The organism is Variovorax sp. 350MFTsu5.1 (genome assembly GCF_048302515.1).
Taxonomy (GTDB): domain Bacteria; phylum Pseudomonadota; class Gammaproteobacteria; order Burkholderiales; family Burkholderiaceae_C; genus Variovorax; species Variovorax guangxiensis.
On sequence record NZ_CP157620.1, the window covers coordinates 2,910,988 to 2,934,759 of the forward strand.

The following is a 23,772-nucleotide window of genomic DNA, read 5'->3' on the forward strand; positions in this document are numbered from 1 at the left end:
GCCGGCGCTTCGCGCGGCCCTGATCAGAGGCGGTGACACACGAGACCATGAAAGAACCTATGTCCAAACAATTTGACGTGATCGTCATCGGCGGCGGCCCTGGCGGCTACATCGCTGCCATCCGCGCCGCGCAACTCGGCTTCAACGTCGCCTGCATCGACGAGTGGAAGAACGGCAAGGGCGGCCCCGCACCGGGCGGCACCTGCACCAACGTGGGCTGCATTCCCTCGAAGGCGCTGCTGCAGTCGTCTGAGCACTTCGAGCAGGCCGGCCACCACTTCGCCGACCACGGCATCAAGGTCGAAGGCCTGGGCCTCGACATCGACAAGATGCTGGCCCGCAAGGACCAGGTCGTGAAGCAGAACAACGACGGCATCTTGTACCTCTTCAAGAAGAACAAGATCTCGTTCTTCCACGGCCGTGGCTCGTTCGTGAAGGCAGACGCCGGCGGCTACGAGATCAAGGTGGCCGGCGCCGCCGAAGAGTCGATCGTCGGCAAGCACATCATCGTGGCCACGGGCTCCAACGCCCGCGCGCTGCCGGGCACGCCGTTCGACGAGGAGAACATCCTCTCGAACGACGGCGCGCTGCGCATCGGCGCGGTGCCGAAGAAGCTGGGCCTGATCGGCTCGGGCGTCATCGGCCTGGAAATGGGCTCGGTGTGGCGTCGCCTCGGTGCGGAAGTCACGGTGCTCGAAGCGCTGCCGACCTTCCTCGGCGCGGTGGACGAGCAGATCGCCAAGGAAGCCAAGAAGGCCTTCGACAAGCAGAAGCTCAAGATCGAACTCGGCGTGAAGGTCGGCGAGATCAAGTCGTCGAAGAAGGGCGTGAGCGTTGCCTGGACCGACGCCAAGGGCGAAGCCCAGACGCTGGAAGTCGACAAGCTGATCGTGTCGATCGGCCGAGTGCCCAACACCATCGGCCTGAACGCCGAAGCCGTGGGCCTGAAGCTCGACGAGCGCGGCGCCATCGCGGTGGACGACGAGTGCAAGACCAGCCTGCCCAACGTGTGGGCCATCGGCGACGTGGTGCGTGGCCCGATGCTGGCGCACAAGGCCGAGGAAGAGGGCGTTGCCGTGGCCGAGCGCATTGCCGGCCAGCATGGTCACGTCAACTTCAACACGATCCCGTGGGTGATCTACACCAGCCCCGAGATCGCGTGGGTCGGCCAGACCGAGCAGCAGCTCAAGGCCTCGGGCCGCGCCTACAAGGCCGGCACCTTCCCGTTCCTGGCGAACGGCCGCGCACGCGCGCTGGGCGACACGACCGGCATGGTCAAGTTCCTGGCCGACGCCGCGACCGACGAGATCCTGGGCGTGCACATCGTGGGCCCGCAGGCCAGCGAGCTGATCTCCGAAGCCGTTGTGGCGATGGAGTTCAAGGCCAGCGCCGAGGACATCGCGCGCATCTGCCACGCGCACCCGTCGCTGTCGGAAGCCACGAAGGAAGCGGCACTCGCCGTGGACAAGCGCACGCTGAACTTCTGATCCCACCGATCTTTTGACCAGCGTCAAACAGGCCTACGAGGCGGAACTCGCTGCGCGCGGGTTCAAGAGCGATCCCGCGCAGCTGCGCGCCGTGGAGGCGCTGGATCGCTGCGCCAGCGAATGGGCCGAGTACAAGGCCCAGCGCTCGAATGCGCTGAAGAAGTTCATCAACAGGCCGGAGCTCCCGCGCGGCGTCTACATGTACGGCGGCGTCGGGCGGGGCAAGAGCTTCCTGATGGACCTGTTCTTCAACGCCGTGCCGCTGCGGCGCAAGACGCGCCTGCACTTCCACGAGTTCATGCGCGAGGTGCACCGCGAGCTGCGTGAGCTGCAGGGCACGGTGAACCCGCTCGACGAACTGGGGCTGCGCATCTCGAAGCGCTACAAGCTGATCTGCTTCGACGAGTTCCACGTGGCGGACATCACCGACGCGATGATTCTCCATCGCCTGCTGGTGTCGCTCTTCGACAACGGCGTGGGGTTCGTCACCACCTCGAACTTCAAGCCCGACGACCTGTACCCGGGCGGCCTGCACCGCGACCGCATCCTGCCTGCCATCGAGCTGCTGAACGAAAAGCTCGAGGTGCTGAGCGTGGACAACGGCACCGACTACCGGCGCCGCACGCTGGAGCAGCTGCGCATGTATCTCACGCCCAACGACGCGGCGGCCGAGAAGGAGATGCGCAAGGCCTTCGAGAAGCTCGCCGAGACGGCGGACGAGAACCCGATCCTGCACATCGAGCAGCGCGAGATCCGCGCGCTGCGCAAGGCCGGCGGCGTGGTCTGGTTCGATTTCAAGACGCTGTGCGGTGGTCCGCGCTCGCAGAACGACTATCTGGAGATTGCGAGCCAGTTCCACACCATCCTGCTGTCCGACGTGCCACACATGCCGGTGCGCATGGCTTCCGAAGCACGCCGTTTCACATGGCTGGTCGACGTCTTGTACGACCGGCGATGCAAGCTCATCATGTCGGCTGAGGTTCCGCCCGAGGCGTTGTACACCGAGGGCCCGCTGTCGCATGAGTTTCCGCGCACGGTCTCCCGGCTCACCGAGATGCAATCGAGCGAGTTCCTTGCCCTGGAACGCCGCGTCGTCGATACCCGACTTACATGAAAAAAATCGTTCTTGCCCTGTTCATGGCGTTGGCCAGCCTGCCGCTGTGGGCGCAGTCCAACGCCACGGCGGGCAACGCCGACCTCGACGCCGAGAAGCGCCGGCTGTCGGCCGAGCGAGAGGCCATAGAGAAGCGCTACGTCGAGGAGCGGGCCGCCTGCTACAAGAAGTTCGCGGTGGAAGACTGCCTGCGCGAGAGCCGCACCCGTCGCCGCGCCGAAACGGACAACATCAAGCGGCAGGAAACCGCGATCAACGACATCCAGCGCCAGCGCAGCGGTGCGGCCGAGCTGAGGAAGCTCGACGAAAAGGCGGGCACGCAGCGTTCGGTGGACACGCCCGAGAAGCAGCAGCAATCCATCCAGAACCAGAAGGACCGCGAGCAGCGCGCCGCCGACCACGCGGCCAGCCGTGCCTCCACGGCAGCCGAAGCTGCCGAGCGCGAGCGCCAGTTCCAGTCCAAGCAGCAGTCGCACGCCGACGAGCAGGCCAAGGCAGCCCAGCGTCGCGCCGAAGCGCCAGAGGCCGTTCGGCGCTTCGAGGAGAAGCAGCGCCGTGCAGCGGAACACAGGGCCGATCGCGAGCGGCGCAACGCCCAGCAGCGCGACAAGCCGCGCGGGGCGCCGTTGCCCCCGCCGCCTTCCGAGCCGGAACCGGCCAAGCCCTGACAGGCAAAGAGAGAGGGTGGCGCCTGCTGCCCGCGCTCAGGCGGCAGCGGGGAGCGGATCGAGCTTCAGGACCGCGATCGAGATGTTGTCGCCCGTGCCCCGGGCCCGGCGGCGCGCTTCGCCCACCAGGATTTCCACCGCGTCGCGCGGCGGCTGCGCATAAAGCACGCTCGCCAGTTCCTCGGGGCTGAAGTAGTGCCAGAGCCCGTCACTGCAGGCCATCAGCAGGTCGCCCGGTGCCATCTTCGGGATGTAGTAGGGGTCGATGGGCGGCGGCGTGGTCGTCATGCCCAGGCAGCCCAGCAGGATGTTGCCCTGCGGATGGATGTTGGCCTCGGCCTCGGTGATCTGGCCCCGGTCGATCAGCACCTGCACGTACGAGTGGTCGCGCGTGCGCTTGAGGAGCTCTCCGTCGTGGAAGTGGTAGATGCGCGAATCGCCGGCGTGGATCCAGGCGCAGTCGCCCTTCGGGTTCATGAGGAAGGCCGCGATCGTGCTGTGCGGTTCCTGCTCGGCGGAAACGGCGGTGAGCTTGATGACCGTGTGCGAGTCCTCGAGGATCTGCTTGAGCAAGGCTTCCGGGTCTTCCTTGCCGGGCTGGTAGCGCGTGAAGAGCTGGCGCGCCGTCATGAGCACCTGGTCGGAGGCCTTGCGCCCGCCGCTGCGCCCACCCATGCCATCGGCCACAACGCCCAGCACGCAGCCGGGCACGCGCGGGTGGCTCATCAGCAGGACCTGGTCCTGCTGGTACGGGCGGTCTCCCTTGTGGAGTCCGGTGGCCGCTGCGAGTCGAAAGCCTTGGGTCATGAAGCAATGGGCGCCTGAAGCGCGGGTTCCTGTCTTCTCGGAGATTCGTGTCAGGACGTATTATCGAATGAACATGCGGCGCGAAAACCAGGCGTGCGCTCCCCACCGTTGGACTCCAATCTTCACTCCCTTTCCCGCCAGCTGATCGAACTGCGCATCGAGCACGCAGACCTCGATGCCACCATCGACCGTCTGGCCGAAGGCTCGCCGCAGGACGAGCTGCTGCTTCGGCGCCTCAAGAAGCGCCGCCTCGCGCTGCGCGACCAGATCGCCCGCCTGGAAAACATCCTTGATCCGAAAGAGCCGGCGTGACGGGGTCGCTCGAAGACAAGGTGCGCGACGCCTTCGCGCAGGACGGTGGCCTTTCGCGCGCCGCGGAGCAGTTCCGCGAACGCTCGGGGCAGACCGAGATGGCGATGGCCGTGGCCCGCACCATCGACAAGGGCGGTGTGCTGGTGGTCGAGGCCGGCACCGGCGTCGGCAAGACCTTTTCCTACCTCGTGCCGGCGCTCCTGAGCGGCGAGCGCGTGCTGCTCTCCACTGCCACCAAGACCCTGCAGGACCAGCTCTTCGGCCGCGACCTGCCGCGTCTCGTCGAAGCCTTCGGCCTGCCGGTGCGTACGGCGCTGCTCAAGGGCCGCGCCAGCTACCTGTGCCTGCACCGGCTCGACATGGCGCGCCACGATGCTTCCCTGCCAGAGCGCGGCAGCCTGCGCACGCTCGCCAAGATCGAGCAATGGTCCAAGGCCACGCGCACCGGCGACCTGGCCGAGCTGCCGGGGCTCGACGAGCGCTCGCCGCTCATTCCGCTGATCACCTCCACGCGCGAGAACTGCCTGGGCGCCCAATGCCCGCAGTTCAAGCCCTGCCACGTCAACCTGGCGCGGCGCGAGGCGCTGGCGGCCGACATCGTCGTCATCAACCACCATCTCTTCTTTGCCGACCTCGCGGTGCGCGAGACCGGCATGGCGGAGCTGCTGCCGACGGTAAGCGTGGTGGTGTTCGATGAGGCGCATCAACTCAACGAGACCGGCGTGCAGTTCCTTGGCGCCCAGCTCGGAACCGGCCAGGCGCTCGACTTCGCGCACGACATGCTGGCCGCGGGCCTGCAGCATGCGCGCGGCCTGGTCGACTGGCAGCAGCTGGTTTCCACCACCGAGCGCGCCGCGCGCGATCTGCGGCTGGTTGTCGGCAAGCAATGGCCGGGCGCGAAGCTGCGCTGGCTGGGGCCGTCGCCCGAGGGCATCGACCCGGCGGCGTGGCAGGGGGCGCTCGACGACCTGCTGGATGCATTCCGGGCGGCGGCGGAAGGGCTGGACACCGTCAGCGAAATCTCGCCCGACTTCGTGCGGCTGCACGAGCGGGCTCGCCAGCTCGCGAAACGCACCGCGCGCTTCGCCTTGCCGTGCGAACTCGATTCCGTGCGCTGGGTGGATGTGGGCACGCAACTGCGGCTCATCGAATCGCCTCTGGACATTGCCGATGCGATGCGCAAGCGGGTGCTCAAGATCGCCGACGAGGCCGGCGAGGCCGATGAGGCCGGGATCGACGGTGGCGAGCAGGAAGACGGCCTGGACGCCTACGGCGAGCAGCCAGCGCGTTCGGGCGCTGCACACGAAGAGGGCGGCCGCGCCTGGGTCTTCACGTCGGCCACGCTGGGCGACGAGCCCACGCTGCGCTGGTTCACCGAGCCCTGCGGCCTGCAGGATGCCGAAGTGCTGCGCGTGCAGAGCCCCTTCGACTACGCCTCCCAGGCCGCGATCTACGTGCCGCGCGCCTTTCCCAAACCCAACGATCCGTCGCACAGCCAGCGCGTCGCGCAGCTCGCGGCGCGCGGGGCGGCGGAGCTTGGCGGCCGCACGCTGGTGCTGACGACCACGCTGCGCGCATTGCGCACCATCGGCGACGAGATGAGGCAGCAGTTCGAACTGCTCGACGCACAAGTTCGGCCCGAAGTGCTCGTGCAGGGCGAACTGCCCAAGCGCGTGCTGATGGACCGCTTCCGCGAAGGCTCGAGCGCCGGGCGCGCGGGCTGCGTGCTGGTGGCGTCGGCGTCGTTCTGGGAGGGGTTCGATGCACCGGGAGACGTGCTTCAGCTGGTGGTGATCGACAAGCTGCCGTTTCCGCCGCCCAACGATCCGCTGGTCGAGGCGCGCTCGCAGCGGCTGGAGGCGCAGGGGCGGAGTTCGTTCGCCGACTATTCGCTGCCCGAGGCGGCGGTGGCGCTCAAGCAGGGTGCGGGGCGCCTGATCAGGCGCGAGACCGACAGCGGCGTGCTGGCGATCTGCGATACGCGGCTGGTGGCGATGGGCTATGGCCGCCGTCTGCTGGCAGCCTTGCCTCCGATGCGGCGGCTCGAGAACGAGGCCGATTTCGATGCCGCGCTGGAGGCGCTCAGGAACTGAGCGGGAGGCTTCGGCAGGGCGCTTGCGGCCCTACCGTTTCAGGAAGGTCGTCTGGCTTACCAGACCTTCCACCAAGGGTCGTCCTTGCCCTTGAAGCCGTTGGCGAGGAAGGTGCTCTGCGGGTAGTTGGTGGTCAGCACGCGCTGGGCGTCGTCGCGCAGATCCTTCATGCCGAGTGCGTCGTACGACTTGACCATGATGTACAGGGCCTCTTCGAGCGCCGGCACTTCGCGGTAGTCGGCCAGCGCGACCTGGGCGCGGTTGATGGCCGCCAGGTAGGCGCCGCGCGTGTAGTAGTAGCGTGCCACGTGAACCTCGTACTGCGCGAGCGAGTTCACGATGTAGTTCATGCGCTGGCGTGCGTCGGGGGCATAGCGCGAGTCGGGGAAGCGCGTGGCCAGGTCCTTGAACGCCTCGAACGATTCCTTGGCGGCCTTCTGGTCGCGCTCCGACAGGTCCTGGCGCGTCAGGAATGCGAACATGCCGAGGTCGTCGTTGAAGTTGATCACGCCCTTGAGGTAGAGCGCGTAGTCCATGGCCGGGCTCGCCGGGTGCAGCTTCATGAAGCGGTCGACGGTGGCGATGGCGGCCGCCTTCTCTCCGGACTTGTACTGGGCGTAGGCCTTTTCCAGCTGTGCCTGCTGGGCCAGCGGGGTGCCGGCTGCGCGGCCTTCGAGCTTCTCGTAGAGCGGAATGGCCTTGTCGTAGGCGCCCGATCCGGCCTCGTCCTTGGCTTCCGAATAGATGCGGTTGGGGCTCCAGGTGGCGGTCTTGTCGGCGGTCGGGGTCGACGAGCAGCCAGCTGCCAGCAGAGCCGCCGCGCTGAGCGCGATCCAGGCGGGGACCGATAATTTGGCGCGAATCATCACATACGGCTTTCGTGAAACAGTTGCCCTCAATTATATCGACCGACCCTCTGGGCAATATCCCCGACAGCCCGGAGGTGGCCGAGCACGAAGAGGGCGCCGACCCGGCCGAGGCCAGCGAGCAGCGGCCCTTCGTCATCGACCCGGCCCAGCACGGCCAGCGGCTCGATCGGGCCCTGGCGGCGCTGGTGCCCGAGTTTTCCCGCAGCTATCTGCAGCAGCTGATCGAGGCAGGCGTCGTCGAGTTGCAGGGGCGCACCGTTACCAAGGCCTCGGCGCCGGTGAAGGCGGGGCAGTCCGGGCGCATCGAATTGCGCCCCACGCCCCAGAGCCAGGCCTTTAGGCCGGAGGCGATGGACATCGTCACCGTGTACGAGGACGAGCATCTGCGCATCGTCGACAAGCCCGCCGGCCTCGTGGTGCACCCGGCACCGGGGCACTGGAGCGGCACGCTGCTGAACGGCCTGCTGGCGCTCGACCCCAAGGCGGTGCTGCTGCCGCGCGCCGGCATCGTGCACCGGCTCGACCGAGATACAAGCGGCCTGATGGTGGTGGCGCGCACGCGCCCCGCCATGGATGCGATGGTGGCGCTGATCGCCGCGCGCGAGGTCAAGCGGCAGTACCTGGCCATCGGCCACAGGCAGTGGGAGGGCGCCCCTGCACGGCATGTCGACGCCCCCATCGGGCGCGATCCGCGCAACCGGCTGCGCATGGCGGTGGTCGATCTGGAGCGCCATGCGGGCAAGACCGCCCGCACGCTGATCGAGCGGCTTGACAGCAACGCCGAGGGCTGTGCCGTGCGCTGCACGCTCGAAACCGGGCGCACCCACCAGATCCGCGTGCACATGGCCTCCATCGGCCACCCGCTGGTGGGCGACGCGCTCTACGGCGGCGCGCCGGCCGCGGGGCTGTCGCGGCAGGCGCTGCATGCATTCAGGCTGGCCTTCGTGCATCCCGTCACGCAAGCGGCGCTGGAGTTCCGCTCGCCGTTGCCGGGGGACCTCGTCCAGGCTTTGCAGGCCTGGGGGCTGGATTACAATCGCGCTTGACGGCCCGAGGGCCGCGCCGGTCGCCCGAGACCGGCCTTGCGTTGCATTCGCCGCGTGCCTGCAGCGCCTACTCCTTCCATCCTTCTGAACAAGCGCCCCCAGGCGCCTTTTCCCGGATAACGCGAACCATGAATACGGCGGATGCCAAGCGCATTCTCGAAACCGCCTTGATCTGTTCGAGCCAGCCGTTGCCGGTGCGCGATATGCGCGTGCTGTTCGACGACGAGCTGGGTGCGGACACCATCAAGGCGCTGCTGCTCGAACTGCAGGAAGACTGGGCGCAACGTGGCCTGGAGCTGGTGAGCGTCGGCAGCGGCTGGCGCTTCCAGAGCCGGCCGGAAATGCGCGACCACCTCGATCGCCTGCATCCCGAAAAGCCGCCGCGCTACACGCGCGCGGCGCTCGAGACGCTGGCCATCATCGCCTACCGACAGCCCGCCACGCGCGGCGACATGGAAGACATCCGCGGCGTGACGATCAACTCGCTGATCCTCAAGCAGCTGGAAGATCGCGGCTGGGTCGAGGTCATCGGCCACCGTGAAACGGTCGGCCGCCCGGCGCTCTACGCGACCACGCGCCAGTTCCTCGACGACCTGGGCCTGGCCTCGCTCGACCAGCTGCCGCTGATCGAGACGCCCGCGCAGCAGGCGGCGCTGGTCGACGCGCTCGAGCAGGCCTCGGGCGAGCAGCAGGGGCTGCCGATCGATGCGGCGCCGGAGGGCGATGCAGATGCGTCCGGATCGGCGGAGCTGGAACTCTCCTTGGCCGGCGTGCCGGCGGCGGACGCCGAGATTGCTGCTGCGCAACAAGGCGAAGAAGCCGTTGCCGAGACGGCTGAAGCGCCGGAGATGCCTGCCCGGGAGCCCGCGGTCGTCGACACCGCGCCCGAAGTCGTGGAAGCAGTCAAGGCAGCCGAAGCTGCCGAAGCGATCGAGGCCGCCCAGGCACAGTTCGCCGAGAACGAAGCGGGCGCCGAATCTGCCCCCGCCGAGCCAGAACAAGAACCCGCGTCAGAGCCCGATGCCCCGTCCGAGGACGAGACCGACCCTGACGCTCCCTCCCCCGGAAAAACCTCATGAGCACAACCGACACCGAAGACGCAGCGATGCTGCCGGTCGAGCCCGAAGTCAAGAAGAAGAAAAGGGCGACCCCGGCCAGGAAGGTGGTCGATGCAGTCGAGGCGGTAGCGCCGGCCGAGGCCGAAGTCGAGGCACCGAAGAAGCCGCGTGCACCACGCAAGAAGAAGGTGGTCGAGCAGGTTGCGCCCGAAGCCGAGGCTGTGGCCGCGCCCGTGGCGGAGGCGCCCCGGCAAGTGGGCGAGCCGGAAGTTGTCGCGGCCGTCGTCGAAGAGGCGCCTGTTGCAGTCGTCGCGGAGGTGGTGCGTGATCCGGAGCCTGTCGAGGCGCATCGGGCCGAGCGCCTCGATGACCGCGACGATGACTCCCGTGACGAAGACGAGGAAGACGAAGAGCCGGACGAGGAAGAGGACGACCTCGACCGCGCCCGCCGCGCCGCCGAGCGCGAGCAGCGCAACGCGCCGCCGCCGGAGCCGATCCGCTTCGCGGACGTCATCTCCGGCCAGTTCGACGCCGACGAGGAAAGCCCCGAAGTCCCGCCGCTCAAGCGCGTGCTGCTCCCTGAGGCCGATTCGCCCAAATTGCACAAGGTGCTGGCGCAGGCCGGCCTGGGCTCGCGGCTCGAAATGGAGCAGCTCATCCTGCAGGGCCGCATTTCCGTCAACAACGAGCCGGCCCACATCGGCCAGCGCATCCAGTACGGCGACCAGGTCAAGATCAACGGCAAGCCGATCCGCTATCGCATCGCGCCACCGCCGCCGCGCGTGATCGCGTACCACAAGCCCGTGGGCGAGGTGGTCACGCACGACGATCCACAGAACCGCCCGACCGTGTTCCGCAAGCTGCCGCGCCTGCAGCAGGGCAAGTGGCAGTCGGTGGGCCGTCTCGACCTGAATACCGAGGGCCTGCTGCTGTTCAGCAGCTCCGGCGACCTGGCCAACCAGCTCATGCACCCTCGTTTCGGCCTGGAGCGCGAGTACGCGGTGCGCGTGCTGGGTGCGCTCACCGCCGAAGAGAAGCAGAAGCTGCTGGACGGCGTGCGCCTCGACGATGGCATGGCGCAGTTCGGTGCCATCGAGGACGGTGGCGGCGAAGGCTCCAACTGCTGGTATCGCGTGACGATCTCCGAAGGCCGCAACCGCGAGGTGCGCCGGCTGTTCGAGTCGGTGGGCCACGCGGTCAGCCGGCTGATCCGCATCCGCTACGGCGCGATGGTGCTGCCGCGCGGCCTGAAGCGCGGCGCCTGGATGGAACTCGACGACCGCGACATCCGTGCGCTGTTCCAGGCCTCGGGTGGCGCGGTCGCCCGTCCGGGCCAGCAGCAGCGTGGCCCGGGCCAGGAGGGCGGTGGCGGCAACGGCCGCGGCGGCCGCAACAAGAAGCGCCGTGGCAATCGCAACGGCGGCGGCCAGCAGCAGCCGCGCGACATGCGCGAAGCTCGTGATGACGGCGGGCGCGAGGCGCCGATCCCGAATCCGCTTGGCGACGGCCGTCCGCCGCGCGGCGAGCGGGGAGGACGTTCCAACCGTGGCGGCGGGCAGCCCCAGGGGCAGGGACGCCGCGGCAACGGCAACCGCCAGGGCGGCGATCGCCAGCAGCAGGGTGGCGGTGGCAATCAGCCCGATCCGATGAAGACCTCGCTGGGCTACATCGGCGCCGACAGCTTCTCGCGCCAGCGCAAGGAGCAGCGCGGAGGAGGTCAGCGCCGCGGAGGCGGCGGGGGCGGGGGCGGCTTCGCAGGCCAGGGCGGCGGACGCCGCCGCGGGCGCTGAAAGTCTGCCGTCGCAGCGCGGCCTTTCGCGGGGTTTTCACCAATCCGCAAGGCTGCGCCGGTTAAAATCAGAGGCTTTGTCGACATGTGACGCAACAAACTCGTTGCAGTTGTGACAAAACACTTCAAAATCAAAGCTCCAGGAAGCATTTCAATGGCTATCGAACGTACCCTTTCCATCATCAAGCCCGACGCAGTTGCCAAGAACGTCATCGGCAAGATCGTTTCCCGCTTCGAGGCCGCTGGCCTGAAGATCGTCGCCGCCAAGCTGGTGCACCTGTCGCGCAACGAAGCCGAGCAGTTCTACGCCGTGCACAAGGAGCGTCCCTTCTTCAAGGACCTCGTCGAGTTCATGATCTCGGGCCCCGTGTTCGTGCAAGTGCTCGAAGGCGAGAACGCCATCGCCAAGAACCGCGACCTGATGGGCGCCACGGACCCCAAGAAGGCAGCCGCCGGCACCATCCGCGCCGACTTCGCCGACAGCATCGACGCCAACGCCGTTCACGGTTCGGACGCTCCCGAAACCGCCGCGAACGAAGTGGCCTTCTTCTTCGCCGGCCTCAACGTCTACGCACGCTGAAACCCGGATCTCGCCCCGATTCCATGACCACGGCCAATCTGCTCGATTTCGATCTCGAGGGGTTGGCTGCGTTCTGCGAAAAACTCGGCGAGAAGAAATTCCGCGCCACGCAGCTGTTACGCTGGATCCACCAGCGTGGCGCCAGCGACTTCACCCAGATGACAGATCTGGCGAAGTCGCTGCGCGAGAAGCTCGCGACCACCGCTCGCGTCGAGGCCCTGCCGGTCATCACGCAGCACGAATCAAAGGACGGCACGATCAAGTGGCTGTTCGACGTCGGTGACGGCAATGCCGTCGAAGCCGTATTCATTCCCGAGGACGACCGCGGCACTCTTTGCGTGTCGTCCCAGGCCGGCTGTGCGGTCGGTTGCCGCTTTTGCTCGACGGGGCATCAGGGCTTCAGCCGCAACCTCAGCACGGGCGAAATCGTCGCCCAGCTCTGGTTTGCCGAACACTTCCTTCGCAAGCATCTCAAGCGCGACGAGCGCGTCATCTCCAACGTGGTGATGATGGGCATGGGCGAGCCGCTGCAGAACTACTCGGCGCTCGTGCCTGCGCTGCGCACGATGCTCGACGACAACGCCTATGGGCTGTCGCGCCGCCGCGTGACGGTGTCGACCTCCGGCGTGGTGCCGATGATCGATCGTCTCGGCGACGATTGCGCCGTGGCGCTCGCGGTTTCGCTGCACGCGCCCAACGATCCGCTGCGCGACGACCTCGTTCCGCTGAATCGCAAGTACCCGATCGACGAACTCATCGAGGCCTGCAAGCGCTACCTGGCCCATGCGCCGCGCGACTTCATCACCTTCGAGTACTGCATGCTCGACGGCGTGAACGACCAGCCAGAGCATGCACGCCAACTGGTCGAACTGGTGCGCAGGCACGGCATCTCGTGCAAGTTCAACCTGATCCCGTTCAACCCGTTTCCGGCCTCGGGCCTGCTGCGTTCGCCGCAGCCGCGCGTCCTGGCGTTCGCCAAGGCGCTGAGCGAGGCCGGTCTCGTGACCACCGTGCGCAAGACGCGCGGCGACGACATCGATGCCGCCTGTGGCCAGCTCGCCGGCGACGTCAAGGACCGTACCCGCGCGGCCGAGCGCATGGCGCAGCGCCGTGCGGCCGAGCAGCGCCCCGTTGTTTTGCATCCGGTCCGCAAGACCGCCTCCCAGGAGCATTGAACCGATGAGCATGGCCATTTCGATGACGACCGCGAACGTGCAGCGGATGCTGACGGTGGGTTTCGCGGGCGTCGCCGTGTCGCTGCTGCTTGGGGGCTGCGTGAGCACGCGCACCACCACCACCAGCCTGGCCGACAGCAGCAACTCGTCCAAGGGCACCGAGATCGTCACCGAGTCCGACGAGTCCAGCCGCCAGCGCCGCGCGCGCCTGCGCATGGAACTGGCCGCCGGCTACTTCGAGCACGGCCAGACCACCGTCGCGCTCGACGAAATCAAGCAGGCGCTGGCCGCCGACCCGAACAACGCCGACGCCTACAACCTGCGCGGCCTGGTCTACATGCGGCTCGACGACGCCGCCCTGGCCGAAGACAGCTTCCGCCGTGCCATCGCGATCAATCCGCGCGACCCGAACACGCGCCACAACTATGGCTGGCTGCTGTGCCAGCAGAACCGCTATGGCGACGCGGCCGCCCAGTTCGGCGAGGCCCTGGCCGTACCGACCTACACCGAGCGCGCCAAGACGCTCATGACACAGGGCGTGTGCGAGCTCAAGGCCGGCCAGCGCGACAAGGCCGAGCGCACCCTCATGCAGGCCTACGAGATCGACGCCAGCAACCCGGTGGTCGCCTTCAACCTGGCTTCCGTGCTGGCGCAGCGCGAGGAATGGTCGCGCGCGCAGTTCTACATCCGCCGCGTCAACAACAGCGCCGCGGCCAGCGCAGAGACGCTCTGGCTGGGCATCAAGATCGAACGTAAGCTGAACAACCGCGAGGCAGTCGCGCAGTTGGGAGGCCAACTGCAACGACGCTTCCCCCAGTCGCGGGAGGCAACAGCGTACGAGCGCGGGAATTTCAATGACTGATCGGGTTTCGGAGTTCGGCACTTCCGCAGCATTGCCACTGGAAGCTGGCGATATCGCGAACAAGACGGCCGGTGACCTGCTGCGCGAGGCGCGCGAGGCCCATGGCCTGCACATCGAGATGGTGGCCGCGGCCCTGAAGGTCCCGCCGCAGAAGCTCATGGCGCTCGAGGCGGACGACATCGCCTCGTTGCCCGACCCGGTCTTCGCCCGCGCACTGGCCAGCAGCGTCTGCCGCGCCCTGCGCATCGACCCGGCCCCCGTGCTCGCGAAGCTGCCCAGCACGCAGAAGGTGTCGCTCGCCGAAACCGACCGCACCCTCCGCTCGAACATCAATTCGGGCACGCCGCGCTGGAACGGCAACGGCCGCTCCAGCGGGCTGCCTTCGCGGCCACTGCTGATCGTCGTGCTGCTGCTGCTGATCGGCGCGGGTGCGCTGTTCTGGCTGCCGCAGTCGGTGTTCGACCAGCTCGGCGCTTCCGTGTCCCGCCTTGCGGCGCGCGGCGATTCCGGTGCGGAATCGCCGTCCACCAACGGTCCGGCCTCGGCCGGCGGATCCGTGGCCGAAACCGTGCCCACACAGGCCGTGGCGCCCAGTGGTCCGGTGGCCAGCGAGGCTCCGGCCGCGGCGCCTGCTTCCGGTGCGCCCGCGGCTACCGCTGCCGCGCCGGCTGCCACGGCTGCTGCACCTGCGGCCACGCCCGTGGCTGCAGCCTCGAGCAGCCAGCAGCTGGTCTTCGTGGCTCGAGAGGAATGCTGGATCACCGTGGCCGAAGCCGGCGGCAAGCAGTTGCTGCGCCGCAGCCTGCAGGCAGGCGAAACGGTGGGGCTGTCGGGCACGCTGCCGCTGTCGGTCGTGGTCGGCCGCGCTTCGAGCGTCGACGTGCAGGTCCGTGGCCAGCCCTTTGACCTGAAGCCCTTCACCAAGGGTGGTGGCGTGGCGCGTTTCGAGGTGAAGTCGTGACCTCCACTGGCAATTGCCTTCCCGTTCCGATCGAGGCCGCGGCTCCCAAGGCCCGCCGCTCGCGCCAGGCCAGCGTGGTCTGGGGGCCGCGCGTGGTCACCGTGGGCGGCGACGCCCCGGTGCGCGTGCAGTCGATGACCAACACCGACACCGTCGATGCCATCGGCACGGCGATCCAGGTGAAGGAGCTGGCCCAGGCCGGCTCCGAGATGGTCCGCATCACGGTCAACACGCCCGAAGCTGCCGCGCAGGTCCCTTACATCCGCGAGCAGCTCGACCGCATGGGCATCGACGTGCCGCTGGTGGGAGATTTCCACTACAACGGCCACCGCCTGCTGACCGAATATCCGGCCTGCGCCGAGGCGCTGAGCAAGTACCGCATCAACCCCGGCAACGTGGGCAAGGGCGACAAGAAGGACAGGCAGTTCGGCCAGATGATCGATGCCGCCATGCGCTGGAACAAGCCCGTGCGCATCGGCGTCAACTGGGGCAGCCTCGACCAGGAACTGCTCGCCAGCCTGATGGACGCCAACAGCCGGCGCGCCGAGCCCTGGGACGCCAAGCAGGTGATGTACGAGGCGCTGATCACCTCTGCCATCGAGTCCGCCAGGCTGGCCGAGTCGATGGGCATGGCCGGCAACCAGATCATTCTTTCGTGCAAGGTGAGCGGCGTGCAGGACCTGATCTCGGTCTACCGCGAGCTGGCCCGCCGCTGCGACTATCCGCTGCACCTGGGCCTCACCGAGGCCGGCATGGGCACCAAGGGCACCGTGGCGTCGGCCGCGGCGCTGTCGATCCTGCTGCAGGAGGGCATCGGCGACACGATCCGCGTGTCGCTCACGCCGCAGCCGGGCGAGCCGCGCACGCAGGAGGTGGTGATTGCCTCCGAGATCCTGCAGGCGCTGGGCCTGCGCGTGTTCGTGCCGAGCGTCACCGCCTGCCCGGGCTGCGGCCGTACCACCAGCACCACCTTCCAGGAGCTTGCCAAGCAGATCGACGACTACCTGCGCATGCAGATGCCGGTCTGGCGCAAGAAATATCCGGGCGTGGAGACGCTGAAGGTGGCCGTCATGGGCTGCATCGTCAACGGCCCTGGCGAGAGCAAGCACGCCGACATCGGCATCAGCCTGCCCGGCACGGGCGAGGCGCCTGCGGCACCGGTCTTCATCGACGGCGAAAAGGCCCTCACGCTGCGCGGCGACAATATCGCCAACGAGTTCCATCAGCTCGTCGAAAACTACATTGAAAAGCGCTTCGGCCAGCCGCTGGCTGCCGACGTCGCCTGACCGCTTTCTCCTATGGCTGACAAGATCAATGCCGTCAAAGGCATGAACGACATATTGCCGGCGAGCGTGCCGCGCACCGACCGCCTGCCCGATTCGGCGCTGTGGTCGTGGTTCGAACAGAAGGTGCGGCAACTGCTGGCCCGCTACGGCTACCACTACATCGTGACGCCCGTGGTCGAACCTACCGCACTGTTCGTGCGCGGTCTCGGCGAGGTCACCGACATCGTCGAGAAGGAGATGTACTCCTTCACCGACTCGATGAACGGCGACAAGCTCACGCTGCGTCCGGAGGCCACGGCCGGCATCGTGCGCGCGATGGTCGAGCACAACGCGCTCTACAACGGCCCGCTGCGCCTGTGGACCATGGGGGCGATGTTCCGCCACGAGAGGCCGCAGAAGGGGCGCTACCGCCAGTTCCACCAGCTCGACGTCGAAGCGCTCGGCTTCCCGGGCCCGGACGTGGACGCCGAACTGATCCTCATGGTGCGCGCGCTCTGGCGCGAGCTCGGCCTGGTCGAGGGCGAGCATGTGCGCCTAGAGATCAACAGCCTCGGCCAGCCGGCGGAGCGCCAGGCGCACCGTGATGCGCTGATCCGCCATTTCGAGGCGCATGCCGACGTGCTCGACGCCGATGCGAAGCGGCGCCTTCACAGCAACCCGCTGCGCATCCTCGACACGAAGAATCCGGCGATGCAGGCCATCGTCGAGGCCGCGCCCCAGCTGATGGACTTCCTCGGCGAGGAATCGCGCGCTCACTTCGACGCCGTTCGGGCCGTGCTCGACGCCGCGGGCCTGGCCTATCGCGTGAATCCGCGCCTGGTGCGCGGCATGGACTACTACAACCTCACCGTCTTCGAGTGGGTCACCGACCAGCTCGGCTCGCAGGGCACCGTCTGCGGAGGCGGGCGCTACGACGGGCTCATCGGACAGATGGGTGGCAAGCCGGCGCCGGCCGTGGGCTTCGGCCTCGGCATCGAGCGGCTGCTGCTGCTGATCCAGGAACTGGGCCTGCCGGTGCCGTCCGCGGCGCCCGCGGCCTATGCCGTCGTTCCCTCGGCCGCGGTGCTGCCGCAGGTCATGGTGGTGCTCGAGCAACTGCGCGCCGCGGGCGTCAGCGTGCTGCAGCACGCGGGCGGCGGCAACATGAAGGCGCAGTTCAAGAAGGCCGACGCGAGCGGTGCGCGCTACGCACTGATCTTCGGCGAAGACGAACTGGCGCGCGGCGAGGTCACCGTCAAGTCGCTGCGCGACGCAGGCGGTGCCCAAGTCGCCCGGTCTCTTTCGGAAGTGGCCGCCTGGGCCGCCACCCTACAATCGCCGGCTCCCAATACCTGACACGCATGGCAACCCATCTCGACCTCGAAGAACAGGAACAGCTCGACCAGCTCAAGCATTTCTGGAATACCTACGGCACCCTGATCACCTCGGTCGTGCTGCTCGTTGCCGGCGCCTTCGTGGCCTGGAACGGCTGGCAATGGTATGGCCGCAACAAGGCGGCGCAGGCCTCGTCGCTCTACGACGAGATCGAGAAGACCGCGCAGGCGGGCGACCCGGCGCGCATCGCGCTCGTGCTCGACGACATGAAGAAGCGCTTCGCGGGCACCACCTACGCGCAGCAGGCCGGCCTGCTGGTCGCCAAGACGCTGTACGAGAAGGGCAATGCCGCGGGTTCGCGCGCCGAGCTCGAATGGGTGGCCCAGAACGCCATCGACCCCGGCTACAAGGCCGTTGCCCGGCTGCGGCTGGCGGCCGAGCTGCTCGACGGCAAGTCCTACGACGAGGCCCTGAAGCAGCTCGACGGCGGCGTGCCGAAGGAATTCGAACCCCTGGTGGCCGACCGCAAGGGCGACATCTACCTGGCCCAGGGCAAGCGCGCAGAGGCTCAGACCGAATACCGCAAGGCCTGGACTGGCCTCGGCGCCACTTCCGACTACCGCCGCCTGGTGGAGATCAAGCTCAACGCGGTCGGCGTCGACCCCAAGAGCCTGGCTCCTGTAGTCACCGTCACTCCCGCAGCTCCCAAGACTCCCTGACCGCATCATGAATTTCAAGCGCCTCATGCCTGAATCGTCCGCCCTGCGTGCGGGATCAGCTCTCGTTTTGGTAGCGCTCCTGGCTGCCTGCTCGGGTTCGTCCAAGCCGAAGCCGGACGAGCTTCCCGCCAACCCGGCCCTGATGGGCGTGCGCCAGGCGTGGACGGTGCGCATCCCCGAGGTGAAGTTCCCCCTGACCACCGACGTCAGCGGCGACACGGTCACCGTGGCCGGCAGCGACGGCACGGTGGTTGCCATCGACGCGCGCGCCGGCCGTGAAGTCTGGCGCGCCAGCGCTGGCGCTCCGCTGGCGGCCGGTGTGGGCAGCGACGGATCGGTGGCGGCAGTCGTCACCACCGGCAACGAGCTGGTCGCCATCGAGAACGGCAAGGTGCTCTGGAAGCAGAAGCTCTCGGCGCAGGCCTTCACCGCGCCCCTGGTGGCGGGCCGCCGCGTGTTCGTGCAGACCGCCGACCGCAGCATCAGCGCCTGGGACGGCCAGAGCGGCCGCCGCCTGTGGATCCAGCAGCGCGCGGGCGAGAACCTGGTGCTGCGCAAGTCGGGCGTGCTGCTCGCCGTGGGCGATACGCTGGTGGCCGGCATCGGTGGCCGGCTGGTGGGCATCAACCCCGCCAACGGCACTTCGCGCTGGGAATCGCCCATTGCGGCGCCGCGAGGCACCAACGATGTGGAGCGCCTGGTCGACCTGACCGGCAGCGTGAGCCGCTTCGGCGACACGATCTGCGCGCGTGCGTACTACGCGAGCGTCGGCTGCGTCGAAACGGTGCGCGGTTCGCTGGTCTGGAGCAAGCCTGCCTCGGGCGCAGACGGCGTCAGCGGCAACGAGAGCTTCGTCTACGGTACCGAGTCCGACGGCAGCGTCGTGGCCTGGCGCCGTGCCGACGGCGAGCGCGCCTGGCAGATGTCGCGCCTCAAGAACCGCGTGCTGACTTCGCCGCTGGCCGTGGGCCGCTCGTTGATCATCGGCGAGGACACCGGCACCCTGCATTTCGTCTCGCGTGAAGACGGCGCGTTGCTCAACCGCATCACGCCGGACGGCTCGGCCATCACCGTTGCGCCGGCACTGGCCGGCAACACGGTGGTCGTGGTGACCGCCAAGGGTGGCGTGTTTGGCTATCGCCCCGAGTAACCCTCTTTCTTCTTTCCTTCTCTCTTTCCAAGGCCCGACCATGAAAACCGCGCCCTCGAAAGGCCGGCCATGAAGCCGGTCGTGGCCCTGGTCGGGCGGCCGAACGTCGGCAAGTCGACCCTCTTCAACAGGCTCACGCAGACGCGCGACGCCATCGTCGCCGACTTCGCCGGCCTCACGCGCGACCGCCACTACGGCAACGGCCGCCTGGGCAAGCGCGAATTCATCGTCATCGATACCGGCGGTTTCGAGCCTGACGCCGGCAGCGGCATCTACAAGGAGATGGCCAAGCAGACGCGACAGGCCGTCGCCGAGGCCGACGTCGTGATCTTCGTGGTCGATGCACGAGAAGGACTCTCCGCGCAGGACCATGACATCGCCAACGAGCTGCGCCGTATCGGCAAGCCCTGCGTGCTGGTGGCCAACAAGGCCGAGGGCATGCACGACGGCACCAAGCTGGTGGACTTCTACGAGCTCGGGCTGGGCGAGGTGCACGGCGTGTCCGCGGCGCACGGGCAGGGCATGCGCGGCCTGGTCGAGCTGGCGCTGGCGCCGCTGAACCTTCCCGACCCCGATGACGAGGAGGAAGAGGACGACGTCAACAAGCCGATCAAGCTGGCTGTGGCAGGTCGTCCCAACGTGGGCAAGTCGACGCTGATCAACACCTGGCTGGGCGAAGAGCGCCTCGTGGCCTTCGACATGCCGGGCACCACGCGCGACGCAATATCCGTACCCTTCGAGCGCAACGGCCAGCGCTTCGAGCTGATCGATACGGCAGGCCTGCGCCGCAAGGGCAGGGTGTTCGAGGCGATCGAGAAGTTCTCGGTGGTCAAGACGCTGCAGGCCATCGAGTCGGCCAACGTGGTGCTGCTGCTGCTCGACGCCACGCAGGGCGTGACCGACCAGGACGCGCACATCGCGGGCTACATCCTCGAAAGCGGCCGCGCGGTGGTGATCGCCATCAACAAATGGGACGCGGTCGACAGCTACCAGCGCGAGCAGATCCAGCGGCAGATCGAGACCCGCCTCGCGTTCCTGAAGTTCGCGGCGCTGCATTTCATCTCGGCCATCAAGCGCCAGGGCCTGGGTCCGGTGTGGCAGGCCATCGCGCAGGCTCACAAGTCGGCCACGCGCAAGATGTCGACGCCGGTGCTGACGAGGTTGTTGCTGGAGGCGGTGCAGTTCCAGGCGCCCAAGCGAAGCGGGATGTTCCGTCCCAAGCTGCGTTATGCGCACCAGGGGGGCATGAACCCGCCGGTGATCGTGATCCACGGGAATTCGCTCGAACATGTGACCGATGCTTACAAGCGCTTCCTCGAGGGACGCTTCCGCAAGGAGTTCGATCTCGTGGGTACCCCCTTGCGCATCGAGTTCAAGAGCTCCCACAATCCCTTCGTCGACAAGGACGACTGACTGAATTTGGCGGCGGATGGCCGCCGTTGAGTTCCGACCGGGGTGGAAGTTCCGGCTTTTGAGAGACGTTATTTTTCAAAGGCTTTTGGGTGCGATTGCTGCGGCGCGGAAACCCTGTGTTAAGGTCTTCTCCTCCAACAACTACTCTTGAACACGGAGAATATCGTGAGCAATAAAGGGCAACTTCTACAAGACCCATTTCTGAACACCTTGCGTCGCGAGCATGTGCCGGTCTCCATTTACCTGGTGAACGGTATCAAGCTGCAGGGCCAGATCGAGTCTTTCGACCAGTACGTCGTGCTGCTTCGCAACACGGTGACGCAGATGGTCTACAAGCACGCCATTTCCACCATCGTGCCAGGTCGTGCCGTCAACTTCTCGGCTACCGAGAACGACGACAACGCCGCCTGATCGCGCGGAGCGCGGCGGCACCGCTGCCGCGCTTTTCCCTATTTCTGATCCCGCTTGTCTGAACTGACTTCCCGCCAGGAAGGCGCCGCCGTTCTCGTCGGCGTCGATTTCGGGCTGCCCCATTTCGACAGCGAACTCGAGGAACTCGGCCTGCTTGCGCAGACCGCGGGCCTCACGCCCGTCGCCCGCCTCGCGTGCAAGCGCAAGGCGCCCGACGCGGCATTGTTCGTTGGCAGCGGCAAGGCCGAAGAAATCAAGGAACTGGCTGCCCTGCACAGGGCGAGCGAGGTCATCTTCGACCAGGCCCTGAGCCCTGCGCAGCAGCGCAACCTCGAGCGCCAGCTCGACGTCGCTGTCTACGACCGGACCTTCCTCATCCTCGAAATCTTCGCCCAGCGCGCGCGTTCGCACGAAGGCAAGCTGCAGGTGGAGCTCGCCCGCCTGCAGTACCTCAGCACGCGGCTGGTTCGTCGCTGGTCGCACCTCGAGCGCCAGACCGGCGGCGCAGGCGTGCGCGGCGGCCCGGGCGAGAAGCAGATCGAGCTCGACCGCCGGATGATCGGCGAGTCGATCAAGCGCACGCGCGAGCGCCTTTCCAAGGTGCAGAAGCAGCGCGGCACGCAGCGCCGCCAGCGCGAGCGCCGCGACGCCTTCAACATCTCGCTGGTGGGCTACACCAACGCGGGCAAGTCGTCGCTTTTCAATGCGATGGTGAAGGCGCGCGCCTATGCGGCCGACCAGCTGTTCGCAACGCTCGATACCACCACGCGCCATCTCTACCTGGGCGATGCGCGCAGGCAGGTGTCGATCTCCGATACGGTGGGCTTCATTCGCGACCTGCCGCACGGGCTGGTCGATGCCTTCAAGGCCACGCTGCAGGAGGCGGTCGATGCCGACCTGCTGCTGCACGTGGTCGATGCCTCCAACCCGCACTACCCCGAGCAGATGGCCGAGGTGCAGTCGGTGCTGCGCGAGATCGGCGCGGACGCCGTGCCGCAGCTTCTGGTCTTCAACAAGCTCGACGCCCTTGAAAGCACGCAGCATCCGCTGCATCTGCAGGACGAGATGGAAATCGACGGCGTGCAGGTTCCCCGCATCTTCCTCAGCGCCAGGACCGGCGAGGGCGTGCCGCTGCTCCGAGCCGAGCTTGCCCGGCAGTCAGGCTCCGCACCCGATACGATGACCCCTGCTGCGGACGCTGAATTGCACGATGCAACCGATGGATTGGGCACAATCCCGCCACTGACAAGAGAACGAAGCGAATGAATTCAAAGCCAGCGCGGAGAGGGTTTCTGGGCATGTTCAACCTGAACGACGGCCGATGGGGGCGCGGCGACGAGCCGTCCTCCTCCAACGGCGACCGCCCGGCCGGCAACCGGCCCCCCGATGCCAATCCCCCCGGCGGCCCCACGCCTCCGCCCCAAGGCAACAACGGCAACGACAACCGTCCCCGCGGCCAGGGCCCCAACCAGGGCCCGCCCGACCTCGATGAACTCTGGCGCGACCTCAACCGCAAGCTCGGCGGCTTCTTCGGCGGCAAGGGCGGCGGCAACCGCCCCAATGGCGGCGGCGGCAACGGCTACAAGCCCGACATGAAGAACGCAGGCTTCGGCATCGGCCTCGTGGCGGCGGTGGCCGTGCTGATCTGGCTCGGCACCGGCTTCTTCATCGTGAACGAAGGCCAGCAGGCCGTCATCACCCAGTTCGGCAAGTACAAGAGCACCGTGGGCGCAGGCTTCAACTGGCGCCTGCCTTATCCCATCCAGCGCCACGAAGTCGTGGTGACCACGCAGATCCGTTCGGCCGACGTGGGCCGCGACGCCATCGTGCGTTCCACCGGCCTGCGCGAATCGGCCATGCTGACCGAAGACGAGAACATCGTCGAGATCAAGTTCGCCGTTCAGTACCGCCTGAGCGACCCGCGCGCCTGGCTGTACGAGAGCAAGTCGCCCGCCGACACCGTCGTGCAGGTGGCCGAGACTTCCGTGCGCGAGGTGGTCGGCAAGATGAAGATGGACGCCGCGCTCGCCGAGGAGCGCGACCAGATCGCGCCGCGCGTGCGCGCGCTGATGCAGACCATACTCGACCGCTACAAGATCGGCGTCGAAGTCGTCGGCATCAACCTGCAACAAGGCGGTGTGCGCCCGCCCGAGCAGGTGCAGGCCGCGTTCGACGATGTGCTCAAGGCTGGCCAGGAGCGCGAGCGCACCAAGAACGATGCGCAGGCCTACGCCAACAACGTGGTGCCCCTGGCCACCGGTACGGCCTCGCGCCTGAAGGAAGAGTCCGAGGCCTACAAGGCGCGGATCGTGGCTCAGGCCCAGGGTGACGCGGGCCGCTTCAGCGCCGTGCTGTCGGAGTACCAGAAGGCCCCACAGGTGACGCGCGACCGCATGTACACCGACGCTATGCAGCAGATCTACGCCAGTACCACCAAGGTTCTGGTCGACAGCAAGCAGGGCTCGAACCTGCTGTACCTCCCGCTCGACAAGCTCATGCAGCTGAGCGGCGGCAACGCGGCAACGCCGGTCGATGCGGCCAGCCCCAGCGTCGCCGGCACCGCGCCGGCACAGTCCTCGGTCATCCCGGTGGCCCCTGCCACGAACGACGTGCGCGGCCGCGACGGCCGCTCGCGTGACCGCGACGTGCGTTGAGAAA

Annotated in this window: 22 protein-coding genes; 20 read left to right on the forward strand and 2 right to left on the reverse strand. The window is 67.5% G+C overall.

Going from position 1 to position 23,772, the window contains the following annotated elements; all coding sequences use genetic code 11:
* Positions 1–59 precede the first annotated feature (59 nt).
* Genes lpdA through ABL843_RS13100 form a run of 3 tightly spaced genes read left to right on the forward strand, consistent with a single transcriptional unit; the run spans position 60 to position 3,269 of the window.
* A complete protein-coding gene (gene lpdA / locus ABL843_RS13090; RefSeq protein WP_126018801.1) occupies positions 60–1,487 on the forward strand; it encodes a dihydrolipoyl dehydrogenase in 1,428 nt (475 codons plus the stop codon).
* 13 nt (positions 1,488–1,500) lie between these two features.
* Positions 1,501–2,601, forward strand: coding sequence for a cell division protein ZapE (gene zapE, locus ABL843_RS13095; RefSeq protein ID WP_184638592.1), 1,101 nt, complete (start codon positions 1,501–1,503; stop codon positions 2,599–2,601).
* Positions 2,598–3,269 (forward strand): hypothetical protein, encoded by a 672-nt coding sequence (locus ABL843_RS13100; protein WP_418120147.1) that lies wholly within the window; start codon positions 2,598–2,600, stop codon positions 3,267–3,269. The genes zapE and ABL843_RS13100 overlap by 4 nt, the downstream gene beginning before the upstream one ends.
* 36 nt (positions 3,270–3,305) lie before the next feature.
* Here ABL843_RS13100 and ABL843_RS13105 read toward each other — a convergent pair whose 3' ends face one another.
* On the reverse strand, positions 3,306–4,076 hold the full coding sequence (locus ABL843_RS13105) for a PP2C family protein-serine/threonine phosphatase (protein WP_418120148.1): 771 nt from the start codon (positions 4,074–4,076) through the stop codon (positions 3,306–3,308).
* A 108-nt stretch (positions 4,077–4,184) separates the two neighbouring features.
* Here ABL843_RS13105 and ABL843_RS13110 point away from each other — a divergent pair, with 108 nt between their 5' ends.
* Both ABL843_RS13110 and ABL843_RS13115 read left to right on the forward strand, forming a co-directional pair.
* Entirely contained in the window at positions 4,185–4,388 is a 204-nt protein-coding gene (locus ABL843_RS13110; RefSeq protein WP_093201587.1) for a YdcH family protein, read from the forward strand.
* A complete protein-coding gene (locus ABL843_RS13115; protein ID WP_418120149.1) occupies positions 4,385–6,481 on the forward strand; it encodes an ATP-dependent DNA helicase in 2,097 nt (698 codons plus the stop codon). The genes ABL843_RS13110 and ABL843_RS13115 overlap by 4 nt, the downstream gene beginning before the upstream one ends.
* A gap of 56 nt (positions 6,482–6,537) precedes the next feature.
* On the opposite strand, the gene ABL843_RS13120 is transcribed toward ABL843_RS13115, so the two are convergent.
* Positions 6,538–7,347 carry an outer membrane protein assembly factor BamD gene (locus ABL843_RS13120; protein ID WP_126018814.1) on the reverse strand — a complete coding sequence of 270 codons (810 nt, stop codon included), beginning with the start codon at positions 7,345–7,347 and terminating at the stop codon, positions 6,538–6,540.
* 23 nt (positions 7,348–7,370) lie between these two features.
* Here ABL843_RS13120 and ABL843_RS13125 point away from each other — a divergent pair, with 23 nt between their 5' ends.
* The 15 genes from ABL843_RS13125 to hflK all read left to right on the forward strand — a co-directional run bounded on the left by ABL843_RS13125 (position 7,371) and on the right by hflK (position 23,768).
* Complete coding sequence (locus ABL843_RS13125) at positions 7,371–8,396, forward strand: RluA family pseudouridine synthase (protein WP_418120466.1); 1,026 nt, start codon at positions 7,371–7,373, stop codon at positions 8,394–8,396.
* Positions 8,397–8,524: 128 nt separating this feature from the next.
* On the forward strand, positions 8,525–9,475 hold the full coding sequence (gene scpB / locus ABL843_RS13130) for an SMC-Scp complex subunit ScpB (RefSeq protein ID WP_369658464.1): 951 nt from the start codon (positions 8,525–8,527) through the stop codon (positions 9,473–9,475).
* A complete protein-coding gene (locus ABL843_RS13135) occupies positions 9,472–11,244 on the forward strand; it encodes a pseudouridine synthase (RefSeq protein ID WP_418120150.1) in 1,773 nt (590 codons plus the stop codon). The genes scpB and ABL843_RS13135 overlap by 4 nt, the downstream gene beginning before the upstream one ends.
* 153 nt (positions 11,245–11,397) lie before the next feature.
* Positions 11,398–11,823 carry a nucleoside-diphosphate kinase gene (gene ndk / locus ABL843_RS13140; RefSeq protein ID WP_019653122.1) on the forward strand — a complete coding sequence of 142 codons (426 nt, stop codon included), beginning with the start codon at positions 11,398–11,400 and terminating at the stop codon, positions 11,821–11,823.
* 23 nt (positions 11,824–11,846) lie between these two features.
* Positions 11,847–12,998 carry a 23S rRNA (adenine(2503)-C(2))-methyltransferase RlmN gene (gene rlmN, locus ABL843_RS13145; protein ID WP_418120151.1) on the forward strand — a complete coding sequence of 384 codons (1,152 nt, stop codon included), beginning with the start codon at positions 11,847–11,849 and terminating at the stop codon, positions 12,996–12,998.
* Positions 12,999–13,002: 4 nt separating this feature from the next.
* Positions 13,003–13,860 (forward strand): type IV pilus biogenesis/stability protein PilW, encoded by an 858-nt coding sequence (pilW, locus tag ABL843_RS13150; RefSeq protein WP_126018822.1) that lies wholly within the window; start codon positions 13,003–13,005, stop codon positions 13,858–13,860.
* Positions 13,853–14,821: a helix-turn-helix domain-containing protein gene (locus ABL843_RS13155; RefSeq protein WP_418120152.1), complete on the forward strand. Its 969-nt coding sequence runs from the start codon at positions 13,853–13,855 to the stop codon at positions 14,819–14,821. The genes pilW and ABL843_RS13155 overlap by 8 nt, the downstream gene beginning before the upstream one ends.
* Positions 14,818–16,107 (forward strand): flavodoxin-dependent (E)-4-hydroxy-3-methylbut-2-enyl-diphosphate synthase, encoded by a 1,290-nt coding sequence (gene ispG / locus ABL843_RS13160; RefSeq protein WP_418120153.1) that lies wholly within the window; start codon positions 14,818–14,820, stop codon positions 16,105–16,107. Before ABL843_RS13155 ends, ispG begins: the two co-directional genes overlap by 4 nt.
* 12 nt (positions 16,108–16,119) lie before the next feature.
* On the forward strand, positions 16,120–17,442 hold the full coding sequence (gene hisS / locus ABL843_RS13165; RefSeq protein WP_418120154.1) for a histidine--tRNA ligase: 1,323 nt from the start codon (positions 16,120–16,122) through the stop codon (positions 17,440–17,442).
* Between the two features lie 5 nt (positions 17,443–17,447).
* On the forward strand, positions 17,448–18,140 hold the full coding sequence (locus ABL843_RS13170; RefSeq protein WP_369658458.1) for a YfgM family protein: 693 nt from the start codon (positions 17,448–17,450) through the stop codon (positions 18,138–18,140).
* Positions 18,141–18,147: 7 nt separating this feature from the next.
* Positions 18,148–19,290: an outer membrane protein assembly factor BamB gene (gene bamB / locus ABL843_RS13175; protein ID WP_418120155.1), complete on the forward strand. Its 1,143-nt coding sequence runs from the start codon at positions 18,148–18,150 to the stop codon at positions 19,288–19,290.
* 69 nt (positions 19,291–19,359) lie between these two features.
* The gene (der, locus tag ABL843_RS13180; protein ID WP_184638572.1) at positions 19,360–20,703 is read left to right on the forward strand and encodes a ribosome biogenesis GTPase Der; all 1,344 of its coding nucleotides are present in this window, start codon (positions 19,360–19,362) and stop codon (positions 20,701–20,703) included.
* Between the two features lie 165 nt (positions 20,704–20,868).
* A complete protein-coding gene (hfq, locus tag ABL843_RS13185; protein ID WP_026346229.1) occupies positions 20,869–21,114 on the forward strand; it encodes an RNA chaperone Hfq in 246 nt (81 codons plus the stop codon).
* Between the two features lie 54 nt (positions 21,115–21,168).
* Positions 21,169–22,380, forward strand: coding sequence for a GTPase HflX (hflX, locus tag ABL843_RS13190; RefSeq protein WP_184638570.1), 1,212 nt, complete (start codon positions 21,169–21,171; stop codon positions 22,378–22,380).
* 32 nt (positions 22,381–22,412) lie between these two features.
* Positions 22,413–23,768, forward strand: coding sequence for an FtsH protease activity modulator HflK (hflK, locus tag ABL843_RS13195; RefSeq protein ID WP_418120156.1), 1,356 nt, complete (start codon positions 22,413–22,415; stop codon positions 23,766–23,768).
* Positions 23,769–23,772 lie beyond the last annotated feature (4 nt).

Coding starts and splice junctions, on each gene's coding strand:
- lpdA (WP_126018801.1), top strand. CDS start 60: ATGTCCAAACAATTTGACGTGATCGTCATCGGCGGCGGCCCTGGCGGC.
- ABL843_RS13100 (WP_418120147.1), top strand. CDS start 2,598: ATGAAAAAAATCGTTCTTGCCCTGTTCATGGCGTTGGCCAGCCTGCCG.
- ABL843_RS13105 (WP_418120148.1), bottom strand. CDS start 4,076: ATGACCCAAGGCTTTCGACTCGCAGCGGCCACCGGACTCCACAAGGGA.
- ABL843_RS13120 (WP_126018814.1), bottom strand. CDS start 7,347: ATGATTCGCGCCAAATTATCGGTCCCCGCCTGGATCGCGCTCAGCGCG.
- scpB (WP_369658464.1), top strand. CDS start 8,525: ATGAATACGGCGGATGCCAAGCGCATTCTCGAAACCGCCTTGATCTGT.
- ABL843_RS13135 (WP_418120150.1), top strand. CDS start 9,472: ATGAGCACAACCGACACCGAAGACGCAGCGATGCTGCCGGTCGAGCCC.
- ndk (WP_019653122.1), top strand. CDS start 11,398: ATGGCTATCGAACGTACCCTTTCCATCATCAAGCCCGACGCAGTTGCC.
- rlmN (WP_418120151.1), top strand. CDS start 11,847: ATGACCACGGCCAATCTGCTCGATTTCGATCTCGAGGGGTTGGCTGCG.
- pilW (WP_126018822.1), top strand. CDS start 13,003: ATGAGCATGGCCATTTCGATGACGACCGCGAACGTGCAGCGGATGCTG.
- ABL843_RS13155 (WP_418120152.1), top strand. CDS start 13,853: ATGACTGATCGGGTTTCGGAGTTCGGCACTTCCGCAGCATTGCCACTG.
- hisS (WP_418120154.1), top strand. CDS start 16,120: ATGGCTGACAAGATCAATGCCGTCAAAGGCATGAACGACATATTGCCG.
- ABL843_RS13170 (WP_369658458.1), top strand. CDS start 17,448: ATGGCAACCCATCTCGACCTCGAAGAACAGGAACAGCTCGACCAGCTC.
- bamB (WP_418120155.1), top strand. CDS start 18,148: ATGAATTTCAAGCGCCTCATGCCTGAATCGTCCGCCCTGCGTGCGGGA.
- der (WP_184638572.1), top strand. CDS start 19,360: ATGAAGCCGGTCGTGGCCCTGGTCGGGCGGCCGAACGTCGGCAAGTCG.
- hflK (WP_418120156.1), top strand. CDS start 22,413: ATGTTCAACCTGAACGACGGCCGATGGGGGCGCGGCGACGAGCCGTCC.